Below are 17,960 nucleotides of genomic sequence, written 5' to 3' on the forward strand. Positions count from 1 at the left end.
GTTCCTTGAAAACTGAAGATATAGGGTTGTGGCAGGAAGTTCGTCTGTCACGTAAAATCTTCAACGTTCACCTAGCGGATGACCGAAGTAGCGAAAACCAAGCAAAGTAGGCATCAGCACTAAAGAAACGGACAAGGTCAACTTTCAACCGTCGGGACGACGGGGGTAGCCTGATCAGGTTCCGGCTGATAGGTCGGATAACTCAGGAATCCTCCACCGCTAAGCAAGGCGTAGGTGGGGGTAGTTCAACGAAAACAACGGCTCATGATCGGTTATTTGGCACAATTGCCCGCCTATCCGAACAAGAGTGGACGCGACGTGCTCTACACCGCGTTCGCTGAACTGATTCGACTCGGCGAGGCGATGCATGCGCTCGAGGCAGAGATGGCGTCAAGCTACAAACTTGAGCCGTTATTAGACAAGTACGGAGCGCTCCAAACCCGATACGAGCAGCGCGGCGGCTATGTAATCGACTCAAAAGTGAACGCTATGATTGACGGGATCCGCCTCACGAGATTCGTCGACCGCTTCACCGGAACGCTCGTCGTCGTTTCCCATGACAGGTACTTCTTGAACAAACTGTTCCCGATCACGTATTGGCTCGATGGAACGATCACCCGTTTCCCGGGAAATGTCGCCTACGCGCTCGAAAAACGGGTTGAACCTCACATCGCCGAACCCGTCTCGCAACCGAAAGCCAAAATAGCCAAACCGAAACGGCCAGTCGATACCGCGGCCGATGAGGCACGATTGAACCAGCTCGAAGATGATCATCAGAGTCTACTCACTCAAATGAACGACACGAACGACGTCGAGGAACTGATGACGCTGCAACGACAAGCCGATGCGCTCCAAGCTGACATCGATACGCTGCTCAATCAGTTGCTTGAATCGATTTAACGACGAACGACGCCGTGTCAACGGCGTCGTTTTTGTTCGAACCAGGATTGGACTAAAAAGCCGGTCACACCGACCGCCATCAAAAAATACGGGACGACGCGCGGCACCGCGCTCGCCTCTCCGATTGACATGAGCAGCAGTCCGCTCACGAACGTGCCGAGCCAGTACAATTTCGGCATAGATTCACCCCTTCATTCATCACCTAAGAAAAAGCGCCACACGTGTGGCGCTTAACGGTGAGCATTTTCTAAAAAAGCGGACTTTCACCCGATCGAGAAACATCTCGATCGACCGTCCCAGCGGATTGGTCAAATACGTGCTAGAAAATCGACGCGATTCACGCAATGATTTCTGAGCATACGTTCGTCTAGAGGTCGATATAGCCTGGCACAGAAGCAAAAAATCGGTTCCGGATTGGCATGTTACCGACACTTCGACTGTGAAAAATGAAATCTGTCACGAACCTCGTCCTGCTCACCTCTGTTTCCAGAAAAATCGATACCTGTTGACGTCTGCTTCCCCAAAGCATCATGTTTGTCTGCCCCTTGCCGTTTTAACATACGCAAGGTGGACGACAGAGCGGATATGAAGGACGGTCACACAGGTCGATTTTTCTGACATGCTGTCTCTCGTTTCACCGAGCCGGCCTCGGCCAAACAACGACTGAATCTTTGTTTCATCCGTTGCCCCCTTTCAGCTCAACACGTTGAATGAGGACTACATTAATACAATAGCCGTTCTGCCCAGCGACGAACCCTAGTTCACCATTTCTTCAAAATTTCAGCTCATACATAACGATCCAGCGCATACGCGACTCCATCCGCCTCGGCGTCTTTCGTAATATGGGTACTGATGTCTTTTAGCGGATCGACCGCGTTGCCCATCGCAATTCTCGTCTCCGCCACCTCGAACATCGAGATATCATTCAAGTTGTCCCCGATTGCAACGATCTCTTCTTGCGGGATCTGATGATGCTCGGCGAGCTGCTTCAGCGCCATGCCTTTACTCGCCTTCGGATGTCCAATTTCAATCTTCGTCCATCCCGCCGTCGTGATCAAAATATCAGTCCGCGGCTCGTAAAGCTTCCGTAGCTTATGCAGCTTACGACGATCGAACGAATAGATGAACACTTTGTACACTTCATCGGCTTCAAAATCAATCTCATCAATCGTATCGACGTACGTCAGGCCGAACTGTTCATTTTGAATCTCGATCTCCCGCTCGCCCCACTCTCGGGTGAACGACTGGTCGTGCGGCAACACCTCATCTAATTCGCCTTTTAACAAGTCGGTACCCGTGCGCAACACTTTGACACCGGCGTTCGTATAAAACTCGACGTACGTATCATGCTCATGCGCCACGTCCCATAACTCCTGAACGACTTGTTTCGGGAGGGCGTGATAGTAAATACGTTCATTTTCATAAAATGCGATCGCCCCGTTCCCGGAAAGGATCGGGCACGTCAACTCGCTCCGCTTCAAAATTTCCTCGATATCATGGATTGAGCGTCCTGACGAGATGGCGACCAAATCACCGCGCTCCTGGCGTCGCCGGATTGCTTGTTGGTTCGCTTCCGTGATGACACCGGTGCGCGACAATAACGTCCCGTCTAAGTCGATGGCAATCAATTTCATTTAATTCTCTCCTTTCAGCATGTTTGTCTCCATTCTAATTCCCTGATTTGCTCAGTCTCAACTGTCAGATTGCACAGTAAATGAAAACTCCGGTTTCCCACTTTCAAAAATAGGGAATTTATTATTAGTTCTCAATAATATTTGTCCGTTCGGAAAGGAGTTCTTTATGAACATCTCAACTGGAAAGCCGCGTTTGAATCGTGTGTTTTACATCTCTGCGAGCATCATTGCCCTGCTCGTCTTATTCGGTGCGATTCGCCCGACATTATTTGCTGACATCGCCGGCAGTATCTTCAACTTCACGACCCGGTCGTTCGGTTGGTTCTACTTACTAGCCGTCTTCTTTTTCGTCCTCTTCTTAATCTTCCTCGCTTTCAGCAAGTACGGAAAGATTCGTCTCGGGGCAGACAGCGACCGACCACAATACCCGTTCTTCACTTGGATCGGAATGTTATTTTCGGCCGGGTTCGGGGTCGGGCTCGTCTTTTGGGGCGTCGCTGAACCGATGAGTCACTTCATCACGCCCCCATATGCGGATACGACTGAACTGACAGTCGAGGGAGCCCGACTCGCCATGGCCTATTCGTTCTTTCACTGGGGCGTCAGTCAATGGTCCGTCTTCGCCATCGTCGGATTGATCATCGCCTACTTCCAGTTTCGCCGGAACACAGATGGACGGATTTCGACAAGTTTATCTCCGCTCATCAAAGAGCGGCCTTACAAACAACCGCTCAACCAAACAATCGACATTTTTGCCGTCATCGCGACGGTCATGGGTGTCGCGACTTCGCTCGGGCTCGGCGTCCTGCAAATCAATGGCGGACTGAATAGCGTCTTCGGGTTGCCGAACACGGCACTCGTCCAAGTCCTCATCATCGTCGTATTGACCGCCTTGTTCTTGACGTCGACGACGACCGGTCTCGATCGCGGGATCAAATGGCTAAGTAACATCAACCTCGGAACGGCACTTGTATTGATGGTGTTCGTCTTCTTCGCCGGTCCGACCATCTTCATCTTAGAGACGTTCACGCTCGGGCTTGGCGACTATTTGCAAAACTTTATCCGCTATAGTCTCCGTCTCCAACCTTATCAACAAGGGACGTGGGTACGGGACTGGACGATTTTCTACTGGGCATGGGCCATCGCCTGGTCGCCATTCGTCGGAGCGTTCGTCGCTCGTGTTTCACGAGGCCGTACGATTCGCGAATTCATCGTCGGTGTTCTCGTCGTACCACCGTTCATCGCGCTCATGTGGATTGCCGTGTTCGGCGGGACCGCCCTTCATCTCGACTTGTTTGAAGGGACATCGATCGCCCAGGCAGTCGACGCGGACGTCACGAGCGCCTTGTTCGTCACGTTCGCCGAGCTGCCGTTCAGTTTCATCCTGTCTATCTTGTCGATTTTATTGATTCTCACGTTCTTGATCACGTCGGCCGACTCGGCGACGTACATCATCAGCAGCATGACAACGAACGGAAGCTTGAACCCGCCGCTTTCCGTCCGCATCGTCTGGGGCATCTTGCTAGGTGGCATCGCCGCTGTCCTGCTCATCGCGAGCGGACTCGAAGGGCTACAGACCGCTTCCTTGATCTCGGCCCTGCCGTTCACGATCATTCTAATCTTGATGGTGTACACGCTGTTCAGCTTATTGCGTCAAGAAAACCTTAAAAAAATTAAATAGCCACTTACCCTTTACCTTCTAAATGTGTAAAGGGTTTTTGTGATGAATGACAATGAAACATTTCATATTGACTATTATAGTTGTTATTTTGATTATAATCGTGTACATTAACCTTAACGAGGTGAAGATTATGAAAACAAAATTGAAAGAACTCCGCGCTCGATTTGGCATGAATCAGACTGAACTTGCCAAGCGGGCTCACATCTCACGTCAAACCGTCAGTTTAATTGAACGTGAAGAATTCATGCCATCTTTATTGATTGCCGTGAAAATCGCACGTGTGTTTGAGGAACCCATTGAAGAAGTATTTCAATTTGACGAGGAGGAATTACAATGAAATCATGGTTCAAATTTGGTCTGCAGATGTTTCTCGGCGGAGTGGTCGGTTACACCTTCATGTATGTCTATTTAAACAACGAAACAATTCAAGTCGATTTGACAAAGCTTGTCTTCCCTTTAACATTGCTATTGCTTCTTTCGCTACTCGGACTGATTGCTTGGGGTTTTAGCCGCGTTCAACGTATACGTCGCCTGACGAAACAGCCTTTGACCGGCGATGAAGAAGATGAGGCCGAGGGATACATGTATCAAGCCTATAGTGACGGTTCGCTCGCATCCTCGTTGACGATTATCCTCAGTCTCACCTCGGCTAGCTTTATTTTATTGACCGATCAATCGCCATCGTTTCTCATCGCGACTTTGCTCTCGTTAGCGGTGGGCTCAATCCTTACCTATTCATTGAACACATTATTACCAATCATGTATCCAGAGCGTTCCCTCCCAAAACTGTCAGATCCGGATTATGCACAGCGATTGCTCGACCTCTCCGATGACGGTGAGAAACATGTCATGTTGCAAGGCTTGTACAAGACAAACATCTCGACGACCTCGCTTATGACATTTGCGATTATTTTGTTGCTCGTCTATTCGATTGTGACGGGGGATTCACAATTGTTTTCAATTTTTGTCGTAACATTGATTATGGTATTTACAAACGTTCAATATATACACATCATCCGCTCCAAAAATTGACGCTACCTTTGCGGTTTGCTACGCTTTTGACAGAATTGAACGACACATTTAAGGGGGATACATGATGGTTCAAGATTTCACACGCGGTTATGCGGAGACGCGAGACGCAAGCGACCCGCTCGCACACTACCGGGGAGAGTTTTACTTACCGCAAGACGGGATCTACATGGACGGGAATTCGCTCGGTCTGTTATCGAAACGAGCCGAGAAGACGTTACTCGAGTCGCTCAGTGACTGGAAAGAACTCGGAATCGACGGCTGGATGTCGGGGCGCCATCCGTGGTTCAACCTGTCAGAAGAGCTGGCCGCACTCAACGCGCCGCTCATCGGTGCGAGTGCCGACGAAGTCATGGTCACCGGATCGACGACCGTCAACTTGCACCAGCTCGCCGCCACGTTCTTTAAACCGGTCGGCAAACGGACGAAAATTCTCGCCGATGCGCTGACGTTCCCGTCGGACATTTACGCACTCCAAAGCCAACTCTTGCTACGAGACCTCGATCCGGCCGAGCATCTCGTTCAAGTGCCGAGCCGTGACGGCCGTTATTTAAATGAGGATGACATCATCGCCGCGATGACTGACGACATCGCGCTCATCGTCTTGCCGACGGTGTTATATCGGAGCGGTCAGATTCTTGATATGGCCCGCCTCGCCAAAGCCGCACACGAACGCGACATTTTGATCGGCTTTGATGCGTGCCACTCGGTCGGCGCCATCCCGCACGCGTTTCACGATTGGGGCGTCGACTTCGCCTACTGGTGCAACTATAAGCATTTGAACGGCGGACCAGGAAGCGTCGGTGGGCTGTTCGTCCATGAACGTCATTTCGGGACGACGCCAGGTCTTGCCGGCTGGTTCGGATCACGAAAAGACAAACAGTTCGACATGGACCATACGATGACACCAGCTGAACATGCCGGTGCGTTCCAAATCGGGACACCGCACGTCATGAGCCTCGCGCCACAACTCGGCGCGCTCGAGATGTTCAATGAGGTCGGCATGGAAGCGATTCGTGAGAAGTCGCTCGCCTTAACGACGTATATGACCGAATTGATTGATGAACTGCTCGCACCGCACGGCTTCGTCATCGGCAGCCCGCGCGATGAAAAACGACGTGGTGCCCATTTGAGCCTCGAGCATCCGGAGGCGGCCCGCATCTGTAAAGCGCTCAAACAACATCGCGTCATTCCCGATTTCCGAGCGCCGAACATCATCCGCCTCGCACCGGTCGCGCTCTACAACACGTTCACCGACGTGTACGACGTCGTCATGATCTTGAAGGCAATAATGGACAATAAAGAATACGAGGCGTTCGAGAACGTCCGTGAAGTCGTAGCTTAAGGAGATTAACGATGAGTGAACGTATCGAACATAAAGTCGAGCAATCGATTCAAACTGACTTTTCAAAAGACATGTCGTATGGCGACTATTTACAGCTCGACCCGATCTTATCGAGTCAACATCGCCTGTCGGACCACCACGACGAGATGCTGTTTATCATCATCCACCAGACGAGTGAGTTGTGGATGAAGTTGATCTTGCATGAGTTGGCTGCGGCCGTGACCGCCATCGAAACGGGTGAGCTCGAACGCTCGTTCAAAATGCTCGCCCGCGTCTCGAAAATCCAACAACAACTCATCCAATCGTGGAGCGTCCTCGCGACGCTCACCCCGGCCGAATATTTAGAGTTCCGTGACGAGCTCGGCTCGTCATCTGGCTTCCAATCGTACCAGAACCGCCAGATTGAATTCGCGCTCGGCTTTAAAAATGCACGGACGCTCAGTGTCTATGCCCATGACGAGGCACTCTATCCGCTCCTCGAGGCGTCACTGAACGCACCGAGCATCTATGACGTGACCGCCCGTGAGATGCACCGCCGCGGACTGCATATCGACGCGGACGTGCTCGACCGGGACGTGACGCAGGACTGGGAGTGGAACGAGAGCGTCGAGAACGCTTGGGCCGCCGTGTACCGGGACGTCAACACGTACTGGGACTTGTATGAACTCGGCGAGAAGTTGCTAGACATCGGCAACCAACAACAGATGTGGCGTTTCAATCATATGAGCACGGTCGAACGGATCATCGGTCAAAAAATGGGTACGGGTGGATCGTCCGGCGTGAACTACTTGCGCCGCGTCCTCGACCACCGTTTCTTCCCTGAACTATGGACCGTCCGGACAAAATTGTGAGGAGACATAACGATGACACAATGGATTGACGTATCACAGCCGCTCGACGACTCGATCACGACATGGCCGGGCGACACAAAGTTCCACTACGAGATCGCTTGGCCGATGGCGGACAGTGGCTCCGTCAACGTCGGCAAAGTGACGATGAGTCTACATACAGGCACACATATTGACGCCCCGTTCCATTTTGACGATGCCGGCAAGCGGGTGATCGACCTCGACCCCGGGCTCTACATCGGACCGGCCCGGGTCATTCATTTGCCCGGCCGCCAAAAGATTGAAGCGAGCGATTTGGACGGGTTCGACTTGACCGGTGTCGAGCGCCTCATCCTGAAGACGGACGGCTGGCCGAACAAAGCTGAATTCCCAAGCCAGATCCCGGAACTGACGCCATCCCTCGCTGAGCGGTTGGGACAGCTCGGTATTTATTTGATCGGTCTCGACCTGCCATCGGTCGACGCGATCGACAGTAAAGACATGGACGCCCACCACGCACTCGCGCGGAACGGCGTCCACATCCTCGAAGGACTTGTCCTCGATGCGATCGCGCCCGGGGATTACGAATTGAACGCCGTCCCGCTTCCAATCGTGGAAGGTGACGGTAGCCCGGTGCGTGCATTGCTTCGCTCGATTGACTAACTGATCTTACATCCACTCCATTTTGACGGTGTGGATGTTTTTGTTTTATGTGAAAGGAACCATTGACGCTTGAGTTTGCAACTGTTCGGGAATGGATAATCATCGGAAGTATGTAGAAAGGAGTGTTTTTTATGAAGACGATTTCTTTGGTATTACCTGCCTATAACGAAGAAAAAAACATTCCTCTCCTCTTCGACGCCATCCATGAACAGTTTGACGGCACTCCTTATTCTTATGAAATCTTATTCGTGAATGATGCAAGTTCGGATCGTACACTTGATGTAATTAAATATTTGGCAAAGCGTCATCCTGAAGTGCGTTACATCTCATTCTCGCGAAATTTCGGGAAGGAAGCAGCCATCCTGGCCGGGTTGCAACACGCGGCGGGGGATGCGACGATTTTGATGGATACCGATTTACAGCATCCGCCGTCCCTGATTCCGGACATGGTTGCCGGTTTCGAGCAAGGATTTGATCAAGTCATCGCCAAGCGCGACCGAGCCGGCGAAAGCAGGACTCGAAAACTGGCCTCTCGGACGTATTACAAGCTTATCAACAAAATCGTCGACGTCGAACTCGAGGACGGTGTCGGTGACTTCCGTCTGCTAAGCCGCGAGGCTGTCGACGCTCTCTTACGAATGAACGAGCATCAACGGTTCTCAAAAGGCTTATTCTCGTGGATCGGCATGGAACAAAAGACGATTACTTATCAAAATGTGCTCCGTCAAAACGGCGAGACAAAATGGTCGTTTAGCCAACTATTCAATTACGGTGTCGACGGGTTGATCTCTTTCAATTCGAAACCGCTGCGCTTTTGCTTTTACTCAGGCGTATTGATTTTACTACTGTCGATGCTCTATATTCTGTTGACACTGTTTGACATCATTCAAGACGGTATCGACACACCAGGCTATTTCACGCTCATCTCAGCCATCCTGTTACTTGGTGGAATCCAGCTCGTCAGCCTCGGGATCATCGGTGAGTACGTCGGTCGCATCTATTTTGAGACGAAACGCCGTCCGGCCTACTTGATTCAAGAAACTAACATACAAAGGAAGAGTGCGAATGAACAAGAGAAAGGCCGAGTTTATAAGATTCGTCGCCATTGGGGGAATTAATACTCTTAACTACTATTTGATTTATATGTTGTTTCATCATCTATGGAACACCAGCTATGGGGTCTCTCATGTGGTGGCATTCACGCTCAGCATGATCGCCTCTTTCTTTTTGAACAGTTATTTCACGTTCAAAGTCAAACCGACGCTACGGAAATTTTTGCAGTTTCCGTTGACGCAAGTCGTCAACTTCACAGTCACGACGGTGTGTATTTATTTGCTCGTCGAACAACTGAACGTCTCGACGACGTTTGCCCCGTTGTTTGCCATCTTTATCGCTGTGCCGGCGACGTTCATCGTCACGAGTAAAATTTTGAAACGTGAGCAATCGACAATATGAGACAGTTCAAACTCATCAGTGTTGCGTTGCTCGTGTCGACCATCGCCCACGCTTTTTTCATCTACTATCAATCACAGGGTGGCTTCATCGCCGGACCGAATGACGGCTTATCGCAAATGGTCCCGTTCAAGCATTTCCTTTACGAAACGTTCCATAAAGGGAATCTCGTCTATGCCGAGGACTTCGGCTTCGGCGGCGGTATCCTCACACAACTCGCTTACTACTTTTCGACGTCAGTCGTATTTTGGCTCTCGGTCGCCGTCGTTTCCTTATTTGATGTGCTCGGACTCGTCACACCTGACTTGGACATGTGGTTGCGTCTCGCCTTGATTGTGAGCGTCATCCGGCTCGCTGTCGTCATCGTGTTCGCGACTTATGCGTATCAGTTGTTTAACGTCCGCACACTCCACGCTTTCGTCGGTGCCGTCATTTATGGTGTGTCGGTCATGTACATCCGTCACGTGACGTTTTGGGAGTTTTTTGCGGACGGCTTTTTGTGGGTCCCGCTCCTTGTCATCGGTCTCGAACGCATCATCCGAAACGGTCGCGCCGACTTCTTTATTGTTGTTAGTGCCATCATGCTGATCAATAACTTTTACTTTGCCTACATCAATTTAGTCTTCGTTCTCGTCTATGTCTTGTTCCGACAATTCATTCACCTACCCGAAGATCGCGTCAGTCGCAAACAGCAATGGCTACTATATTGTGGTTCTGGCATCATTGCCTTGCTCCTTAGTTCGTTTGCGTTCATTCCGGCGACTTATGGCTTTTTGCAAAATGAGCGACCATCGCTCGAGCATGAGATTCGTTGGATTCAGCTCGACAATTTGTTATACGATAGCAGTCTGCTCATCGTACCGGCCGTCTTCCTACTGTTCGCTCTTTATCGTCCGCTCTACCGTCACGTCACGTTCCGATTATTTGTGAGCATGAGTCTACTGTTGACCCTACTCCATTTCAGTCCGTACGTCGGTAGCTTCTTCAACGGCTTCTCGGCACCGCAATATCGCTGGGAGTATTTGGCGAGCTTCACGATCGGCGGCATGGTTGCTGTCGGCTTGACGCATTGGCGCTTCGAAAAAACATCATTTTTCAAGGCAGCCGTCGTAACCGTTTTGGCTTATCTCGGTTTTGGGCTATTCGGTAACGCGCCATGGCCAATCGTGTTCGGTATGTTTGCCCTCATGATCTTGACCGTCTTATCGTTTTGGCTTAAACCATTGTTGGCTCCGTACCTCATCATCGCGTCTTGTCTCATCGTGTTCAACGGTTACACGAAGTTCGCGCTCCACGATATGGCGATCGTCAACACGAACGCGACGTTCGTTACGAGTGAGCAGTACAACAGCGCTGAACAACGGGAACTCATCGACGTCGTCCGTGAAAAAGCCGGTCCGCTCGAACGCGTGGACTGGATGATACCGTTGCGAAACAATACACCGATCGTCCAGTCGTTCCTTGGGACGAGCCTATACTCGAGTATTTTGAACGGGAATTTGCTCACATTCTATTGGAGCGACCTTGAAATTGATATGAGACGGGAAAGTGTCAGCCGTTACGGGACACTCGGCAACCGTTCGAATTTACATCATGTGCTGTCGACTCCTTATTGGATGCGTGATAAAACAATCGCGAGCGAGGCACCGTACGGCTTCCAACTGCTTGGCGAAACAGAACGTTACGCCGTTTATGAAAGCGGGACCCGCTTGCCGTTCGTCCGGACGACATCAAACACGTACAATCGTGAAGCGCTTAAAGATGTCTCAATATTGACGCGTGAGCAAGCGATGCTGTCGGGTGTCATCTTAGAAGACGGGACCGCAACACCGTCCCCAGCGCAAACGATTACGTTTGTGAGTGCGCCCGTCAATGCGGTATGGGAAGATGAGACACTCCAAGTCACCGCTGAAGAAGGCGGAGTCGACTTTATTCCGGACGTCCCAGACTCGGCGACGGGTGATTTGTACGTCTCGTTCAAGATTCGCAAGCTTGAAGGTGATGGTTTCTTCATCCGGCTTGGGAATTACCGGACGACTCGAAAACCAGAAGCGTCGATTTATCGGACCAATCTCACTTCGATGACGCTCCGGACACCTCTCAAGAAAAACGTACCGCTCCGTCTACCGGAAGGAACGTATGTACTTGAAGACGTGACGATCGAGTGGGAAGATTACGCGACACTCGAAGACGCCCTTGAAGAATCGGCTTCTATCCCGGATATTCCGGTCGTTTGGGACGGACCTGACATCGACTTCACGGTTGAAGACGCAATCGAAGGGACATATGCCGTCCTCTCTGTTCCGTATGAACGAGGGTGGAAGGCGACTGTGAACGGAGAGCGACGCGACGTCTTGCAAGCAAACTACGCGTTCAGCGCCATCGCCCTCGACGAAGGTCGAAACGAGGTCGCGTTGACGTATCGTCCGCCGTTCTTCATCGTCACGACTGCGATGACCCTGCTTGGTCTCGCCTTGTTCGTCGGTTATCTTCTGTATCTACGCCGCAAAGAGCATCCGTTCACGTGAACGGATGCTCTTTTTCTTGCATGATTTCGCTCGAACTTTTCCGATGATCGAACCGTTTTGAAATTTGAATCTTATATTTAAGATGTTCCTCATAGTCTTTCGCAAACACACCGGCGTATAAGAAATCGAGCAGACAATGGATCGAGTCGTTCGAGGTGAAGCTGCCGATTTTCGAGTAGAGACGCTCCCGCGTCGTCAAACGGAGCGTGCAGTCCGCCTCATGCGAGATGGCGTTCTCGCCGAGGCTCGTAAGCGCGAGCACCGGCACCCGGCGGCTCTTCAAATAAGGAATGAGACCGACCGTATAATCACTCTCACCTGTATAGGAGATGAGGAGCGCGCACGTCGTTTCATCCGAGTTCGCTGCCTCGAACTCGGCGTCCACCTCACAAAGTGTGACTTGCTTGCCAATGCGATTCATTTTGGACTTGAAGTCGTGGCAGAGCAGCAAGTTATGAATGATTGAAAAGACTTTAATATGCCGGGCCTCATGTAACATCGTCACGGCTTGCTCGAACGCCTCATGATCTAATAAAGATAGCGTATCCTCGATTGTCATCTGTTTGAGCGTCGCCATCTTGTTCGCCACAACCATCAAACTATCCCCGTCCGCGAACGGATAGTTGGCATCGATGTTAGAAAAATGACGGTTCAAGTACTCAATTTCTTCTAAAAATTGTATTTTCAAATCAAGCCAACCTGAAAAATCTAATTTCGTGGCAATTCGACTTAGTATCGATGGATGCGTGTACGTCGCTTCGGCAATCTGCTTCATCGTTTGGTCATGGATATGCTCGCGTTCGGCGAACAAATAATCGATGACGCCTCGTTCCGACGGTGAGAACAAATCTTGTTTCAGCTTTTCGGTCAACAACATATCTAGTCTCCTCTCGTGAATGAAATTCACAAAAATCATTCTTTTTTTGTTTTGTTTTGTAAACGCTTTCGGAGTTGTCTGTAAATCTATTGTGTTCATTTCTCTATATTCTATACTGAAATGGATATGAGGAAATACATCAAGCAGTCAATTCCATTTACACACCGCTCAATTTTTTGTGAACTATATGAGGAGGAGATTGAAATGACAACCGGAATCAAACTCGTCACGATCGGTGGCGGCAGTAGCTACACGCCAGAATTGATGGAAGGGTTCATCAAGCGTTACGAGGAGTTGCCGATCCGCGAGATGTGGCTCGTCGATATCGAGGCCGGCAAAGAGAAACTCGCCATCGTCGGGCAAATGGCGCAGCGGATGTGGGACGCGTCGCCATATGACGTCCAAGTGCATCTCACGCTCGACCGGCGAGAAGCGTTACAAGGCGCCGACTTCGTCACGACCCAGTTCCGCGTCGGCTTGCTCGATGCCCGGATCAAAGACGAACGGATTCCGCTCTCCTACGGCATGGTTGGGCAAGAGACGAATGGGGCCGGCGGCATCTTGAAGGCGTTCCGGACCATTCCTGTCATTCTCGACATCGTCGAAGATATGAAACAGCTTTGTCCGAACGCCTGGCTCGTCAACTTCACGAACCCGAGCGGTATGGTGACCGACGCCATCATTCGTTACGGGAAGTGGGACAAAGTCATCGGACTTTGCAACGTCCCGGTCAACGCGATGATGGCCGAACCGGAACTGATCGGCAAGAAACCGGGAGACTTGATTTACTCTTTCGCCGGATTGAATCACTTCCACTGGCACCGCGTGCATGACGTGACTGGTCGTGATGTGACGCGCGACATCATCGACAAGATGTATGATGCGGATGCCGGGATTCCGGCCAATATTCACGATATGCCGTTCTTCAAAGAGCAGCTGCATCAGATGAATATGATCCCGTGCGGCTATCACCGTTACTATTATCGCGCCGAGGAGATGCTCGCCCATATGCTCGAGGAGTACCGAGATCCGGCCGTCGGGACACGGGCCGAACAAGTGAAACAGACGGAAGCTGAACTGTTCGAACTGTACAAAGACCCACATCTCGACCACAAACCTGAACAACTGTCGAAGCGGGGCGGCGCCCACTACTCGGACGCGGCGTGTGAGACGATCGCCTCGATCTATGCGAATAAAAACACACACATCGTCGTCTCGACGAAAAATAACGGTGCTGTCCCCGACCTTGCTCCCGACGACGTCGTCGAAGTGTCCGCCTATATTGGTGCTAACGGCGCGAAACCGATCGCCTTCGGTTCACTCGCACCAGCCGAAAAAGGGTGGCTCCAAGTCATGAAAAACATGGAACTGTGCGTCGAAGAAGCAGCTGTGACTGGGAATTACGGACTTGCTCTTCAGGCGTTCATCATCAATCCGCTCATCCCGAGCGGCGAGACCGCGAAACGGGTGCTTGATGAACTGCTCATCGCCCATAAAGATCACTTGCCTCAGTTCGCCGACAAAATCGCCGAACTCGAGGCAGACGGTGTGACCGTCAAAGATGAAGTCGTTCAAGCGCTCCGCCCGATCACACAATCATAAAAAACAGCCGGTGCGTCCCATGGACGTACCGGCTGTTGCCTTATTTGATGAGTTCGAGGTCGACCGGAATGTTTTCTTCCACGGTCTCACCTTTCAAGTAGTTGACGGCTGCTTCGACACCGAGTTTTCCGATCTCTGTCGGTTTTTGTGCCACCGTTGCGGCCATCGTTCCGTCTTCGACAGCCTTGACCGCGTCATCCGTCGCATCGAAACCGATGACTTTGACGTCGCTCAATCCGGCACTGCTCAACGCTTGGACCGCACCGAGCGCCATTTCGTCATTGTGCGCGAACACCGCGACGATATCTTTATTGTCTTGGAGAATGTTTTCCATGACCGTTAAGCCTTGGGCCCGGTCAAAGTTTGCCGATTGTTTGGCCACGACGTCGAGTTTTCCATCGATTGCCTCGTTGAAGCCTTGACCGCGATCGCGTGTGGCCGATGCTCCTGGAATACCTTCTAATTCAACGACTTTCCCGCCTTCCCCGACAAGTTCAACCATGTACTCACCAGCGAGCTTCCCGCCGGCGACGTTGTCTGACGCGACGTGGGCGACGACTTCTCCCGATTCTGCGTTCCGGTCGACCGTGATGACAGGGATACCAGCATCGTTCGCGCTTTGAACAGCGGCTCCGACTGCTTCGGAATCCGTCGGGTTAATCAAAATCAAATCCATGCCTTTTTGAATCATATCTTCGACGTCGCTCACTTGTTTCGCCGCATCGTTTTGTGCGTCAGCCACAGTGAGTGTCGCATCGAGTTGCTTCGCCTCTTCTTCAGCTCCATCTTTCAAAGCAACGAAGAACGGGTTGTTCAATGTAGAGATGGAGAGTCCGATCTTAAAGTCCCCATCTTTTGGTTCTTGTTCCGAACTTGTTCCCGGTTGTTCCGTCGAACAAGCCGCCATCATGACCATTGTCAGTACGAGTAGCCAAGCTGTCCATTTTTTCATCTTCTGTTTCCCCTTTCGATGATTACGCGTTTTGTTTGCGATCAAGTAGCACCGCGAATAAGATGACGGCCCCTTTGACGACGAGTTGGAAGAACGACGAGACGCCGAGAAGATTCAAGCCGTTATTCAACGTGCCGATAATTAGAGCGCCAATCAATGTTCCGACAATCCAACCACGTCCCCCGGCTAAACTTGTTCCCCCGAGAACAACAGCCGCAATCGCATCAAGCTCGTATGAAGTACCTGCCGTCGGCTGAGCCGAATTGAGACGTGACGTTAAAATGATTCCTGCTAACGCTGCCAACATGCCTGACAACGAGTAAATCATCACTTTGACTTTATTAACGCCGATACCCATCAGTTTAGAGGCTTCCTCATTACCGCCAATCGCATACGTATGGCGACCGAACGTCGTTTTTTTCAAGATGAAGTAGAGTATGCCGAACGCAATCAACATCGTGACCGCCGGCACCGGAATAATCCATAAGTAGCCACGCCCTAACATTTCAAACCAAGTTGAGTCCCCTAAACCGGTGATCGGCCGGCCATCCGTGTATACGAGCGTCAGCCCTCGGTAGATGGTCATCGTCGCCAGCGTCGCAATGAACGGCGCGACTTTTCCGTATGTGATGACGGCTCCGTTAAACGCACCGAGCACGGCACCTGCAATCAATCCGAGCGCGATCGCCATGACAGCGTGTTGACCATCGACCATCATCCCGGCGACGAACGCCGAAGAGAGCGCGAGAATCGACCCGACTGATAAATCAATTCCGCCTGTCAATATGACAAACGTCATCCCGAACGCAATCAAGGCGTTGATGGAAACTTGCCGCAAGACGTTAAAGATGTTGTTCAACGAGAGAAATCCTGGTTCGAGAGCCGTCACCACAACGATGATAGCAAGTAATCCGAACAGTGGACCGAGTTTTTGCCCCCATCCGAGCTTTTGCGGTCGCCCTAGCGCAGCCGTTGCTTTCAATTCCATATCATTGTCCTCCTGTCGCATATGTCATGACTTTTTCTTGCGTCGCCTCGTCTTTTGCTAACGTCCCTGTGACGACGCCTTCTCGCATGACGACGATTCGATCACTCATCCCGAGCACCTCGGGTAAATCCGAAGATACCATGATGATTGCGACACCTGCCTCTGCCAATTCACTCATAATCGTGTAAATTTCTTTTTTCGCCCCGACATCGACTCCTCGTGTCGGTTCGTCGAGGATGAGCACATCTGGTTCGACGCCAAGCCACTTGCCTAGAACGACTTTTTGTTGGTTCCCGCCAGAAAGCGACTTCACTTTTTGTTCCATCGAATGATGTTTGACACGCAGCTTCTTCAAATATCCGTCCGCGAAGCGCTCCTCGTCTTGTCTCGAGATGATTGTGCCCTTCGCCCGTTTATCGAGCGTTGGTAGCGACAAGTTTTCTCGTAACGAGAAGTCGAGGAGCAACCCTTCGCCTTTTCGGTCTTCTGTCAAAAACGCGATACCGTGACGAATCGCATCAGCCGGCCGTCTGATCTTTATTTCTTTTCCATTCAGTTTGACGACACCGCCTCTTGTACGGTCGGCGCCGAACAAGGCGCGCATCACCTCGGTCCGACCGGCTCCCATCAATCCTGAGAAACCGACGATTTCACCCGCCCGTACATCGAACGAGACGTTGTGGAACCGGTTACCTATCAAACTATCAACTTCGAGGACGACGTCGCCAATCGTGGCGGTCCGGTCCGGGTAACGTTCCCCGATCTCGCGTCCGACCATCTCTTTGACGATTTCTTCAAATGACGTCTCGGCGATAGGATGCGTCCCGATCGACACCCCATCACGGAGAACGGTGATGCGGTCACACAGTTCAAAAATTTCTTCCATCCGATGGGAGATATAAATGATGGACACGCCTTGGTCACGTAATGCACGCGATACCGAGAACAACGCCCGAATCTCACGGTCGGTCAAGGCGGCCGTCGGTTCGTCCATGACGATGACTTTTGCGTCTGTCATGAGCGCTTTCGCGATCTCAATCATCTGTTGTTGACCGACGGACAAGTTTTTAGCAAGCTCATCGACTTCCATAAATACGTTCAGCTCGGCCAAATATTCCCGGGCGCGACGCTTCATCTCTTGTTGCTTGATGACACCGAACGGACCGGTCAACTCCCGACCGAGGAACAAGTTTTCCATCACCGTCAATTCCGGCAAAATATTCAACTCTTGATGGATGAAGGCGATGCCGGCTCGTTCGGCTTCTTTCGGATGTTTGAACTGCCGCACGGCACCATCGATTTGGACCTCCCCTTCGTCTTGCGCGTGAAGTCCGGTCATCACTTTCATGAGCGTCGATTTGCCGGCCCCGTTCTCACCCATCAACGCGTGAATTTCACCAGGCAACAATTCAAAGTCCACACCTCTCAATACACTTACCGGACCGAAAGACTTATGGATGCGTTTCAACTGGATGTGCATCG

General features: G+C 51.3%; 17 protein-coding genes. 11 read left to right on the forward strand and 6 right to left on the reverse strand.

The genetic code is table 11. The annotated features are described in order from the left end of the window. Nucleotides 1-234 precede the first annotated feature (234 nt). Nucleotides 235-900: a hypothetical protein gene (locus BJU60_RS14180; protein WP_141737251.1), complete on the forward strand. Its 666-nt coding sequence runs from the start codon at nucleotides 235-237 to the stop codon at nucleotides 898-900. A 17-nt stretch (nucleotides 901-917) separates the two neighbouring features. Here the strand turns inward: BJU60_RS14180 and BJU60_RS15290 are convergent, their stop codons facing one another. Both BJU60_RS15290 and BJU60_RS14185 read right to left on the reverse strand, forming a co-directional pair. Further along, nucleotides 918-1,079, reverse strand: a complete 162-nt coding sequence (locus BJU60_RS15290) for a hypothetical protein (RefSeq protein ID WP_167615757.1) — start codon at nucleotides 1,077-1,079, stop codon at nucleotides 918-920. Between the two features lie 606 nt (nucleotides 1,080-1,685). Next, entirely contained in the window at nucleotides 1,686-2,534 is an 849-nt protein-coding gene (locus tag BJU60_RS14185; RefSeq protein WP_070329442.1) for a Cof-type HAD-IIB family hydrolase, read from the reverse strand. Between the two features lie 166 nt (nucleotides 2,535-2,700). Here BJU60_RS14185 and BJU60_RS14190 point away from each other — a divergent pair, with 166 nt between their 5' ends. From BJU60_RS14190 to BJU60_RS14230, 9 genes are all read left to right on the forward strand, one after another. Further along, on the forward strand, nucleotides 2,701-4,215 hold the full coding sequence (locus BJU60_RS14190) for a BCCT family transporter (RefSeq protein WP_070329443.1): 1,515 nt from the start codon (nucleotides 2,701-2,703) through the stop codon (nucleotides 4,213-4,215). A 130-nt stretch (nucleotides 4,216-4,345) separates the two neighbouring features. Continuing rightward, nucleotides 4,346-4,552, forward strand: a complete 207-nt coding sequence (locus BJU60_RS14195; RefSeq protein ID WP_070329478.1) for a helix-turn-helix transcriptional regulator — start codon at nucleotides 4,346-4,348, stop codon at nucleotides 4,550-4,552. Next, nucleotides 4,549-5,247: a DUF3169 family protein gene (locus BJU60_RS14200; RefSeq protein ID WP_070329444.1), complete on the forward strand. Its 699-nt coding sequence runs from the start codon at nucleotides 4,549-4,551 to the stop codon at nucleotides 5,245-5,247. The genes BJU60_RS14195 and BJU60_RS14200 overlap by 4 nt, the downstream gene beginning before the upstream one ends. A 64-nt stretch (nucleotides 5,248-5,311) precedes the next feature. After that, nucleotides 5,312-6,589 carry a kynureninase gene (kynU, locus tag BJU60_RS14205; protein WP_071398513.1) on the forward strand — a complete coding sequence of 426 codons (1,278 nt, stop codon included), beginning with the start codon at nucleotides 5,312-5,314 and terminating at the stop codon, nucleotides 6,587-6,589. Between the two features lie 11 nt (nucleotides 6,590-6,600). After that, nucleotides 6,601-7,440 carry a tryptophan 2,3-dioxygenase gene (gene kynA / locus BJU60_RS14210; protein WP_070329446.1) on the forward strand — a complete coding sequence of 280 codons (840 nt, stop codon included), beginning with the start codon at nucleotides 6,601-6,603 and terminating at the stop codon, nucleotides 7,438-7,440. Nucleotides 7,441-7,452: 12 nt separating this feature from the next. Next, the gene (gene kynB, locus BJU60_RS14215; RefSeq protein ID WP_070329447.1) at nucleotides 7,453-8,079 is read left to right on the forward strand and encodes an arylformamidase; all 627 of its coding nucleotides are present in this window, start codon (nucleotides 7,453-7,455) and stop codon (nucleotides 8,077-8,079) included. Nucleotides 8,080-8,210: 131 nt separating this feature from the next. Next, nucleotides 8,211-9,197: a glycosyltransferase family 2 protein gene (locus BJU60_RS14220; protein WP_070329448.1), complete on the forward strand. Its 987-nt coding sequence runs from the start codon at nucleotides 8,211-8,213 to the stop codon at nucleotides 9,195-9,197. Nucleotides 9,198-9,222: 25 nt separating this feature from the next. Continuing rightward, complete coding sequence (locus tag BJU60_RS14225) at nucleotides 9,223-9,534, forward strand: GtrA family protein (protein WP_328591042.1); 312 nt, start codon at nucleotides 9,223-9,225, stop codon at nucleotides 9,532-9,534. Continuing rightward, a complete protein-coding gene (locus tag BJU60_RS14230; protein WP_070329450.1) occupies nucleotides 9,531-12,059 on the forward strand; it encodes a YfhO family protein in 2,529 nt (842 codons plus the stop codon). The genes BJU60_RS14225 and BJU60_RS14230 overlap by 4 nt, the downstream gene beginning before the upstream one ends. Here BJU60_RS14230 and BJU60_RS14235 read toward each other — a convergent pair. Continuing rightward, on the reverse strand, nucleotides 12,052-12,936 hold the full coding sequence (locus tag BJU60_RS14235; protein ID WP_070329451.1) for a MurR/RpiR family transcriptional regulator: 885 nt from the start codon (nucleotides 12,934-12,936) through the stop codon (nucleotides 12,052-12,054). The genes BJU60_RS14230 and BJU60_RS14235 overlap by 8 nt on opposite strands. A gap of 204 nt (nucleotides 12,937-13,140) precedes the next feature. Here BJU60_RS14235 and BJU60_RS14240 point away from each other — a divergent pair, with 204 nt between their 5' ends. Next, nucleotides 13,141-14,538 carry a 6-phospho-beta-glucosidase gene (locus tag BJU60_RS14240; RefSeq protein ID WP_070329452.1) on the forward strand — a complete coding sequence of 466 codons (1,398 nt, stop codon included), beginning with the start codon at nucleotides 13,141-13,143 and terminating at the stop codon, nucleotides 14,536-14,538. Nucleotides 14,539-14,578: 40 nt separating this feature from the next. Here the strand turns inward: BJU60_RS14240 and rbsB are convergent, their stop codons facing one another. Genes rbsB through BJU60_RS14255 form a run of 3 tightly spaced genes read right to left on the reverse strand, consistent with a single transcriptional unit; the run spans nucleotide 14,579 to nucleotide 17,958 of the window. Further along, a complete protein-coding gene (gene rbsB, locus BJU60_RS14245) occupies nucleotides 14,579-15,490 on the reverse strand; it encodes a ribose ABC transporter substrate-binding protein RbsB (protein ID WP_070329453.1) in 912 nt (303 codons plus the stop codon). A gap of 22 nt (nucleotides 15,491-15,512) precedes the next feature. Beyond that, nucleotides 15,513-16,478, reverse strand: a complete 966-nt coding sequence (locus BJU60_RS14250; RefSeq protein WP_070329454.1) for an ABC transporter permease subunit — start codon at nucleotides 16,476-16,478, stop codon at nucleotides 15,513-15,515. A gap of 1 nt (nucleotide 16,479) precedes the next feature. Then, nucleotides 16,480-17,958 (reverse strand): sugar ABC transporter ATP-binding protein, encoded by a 1,479-nt coding sequence (locus BJU60_RS14255; protein ID WP_070329455.1) that lies wholly within the window; start codon nucleotides 17,956-17,958, stop codon nucleotides 16,480-16,482. Nucleotides 17,959-17,960: the final 2 nt, after the last annotated feature.

The organism is Exiguobacterium aurantiacum (assembly GCF_001766415.1).
GTDB lineage: Bacteria > Bacillota > Bacilli > Exiguobacteriales > Exiguobacteriaceae > Exiguobacterium > Exiguobacterium aurantiacum_A.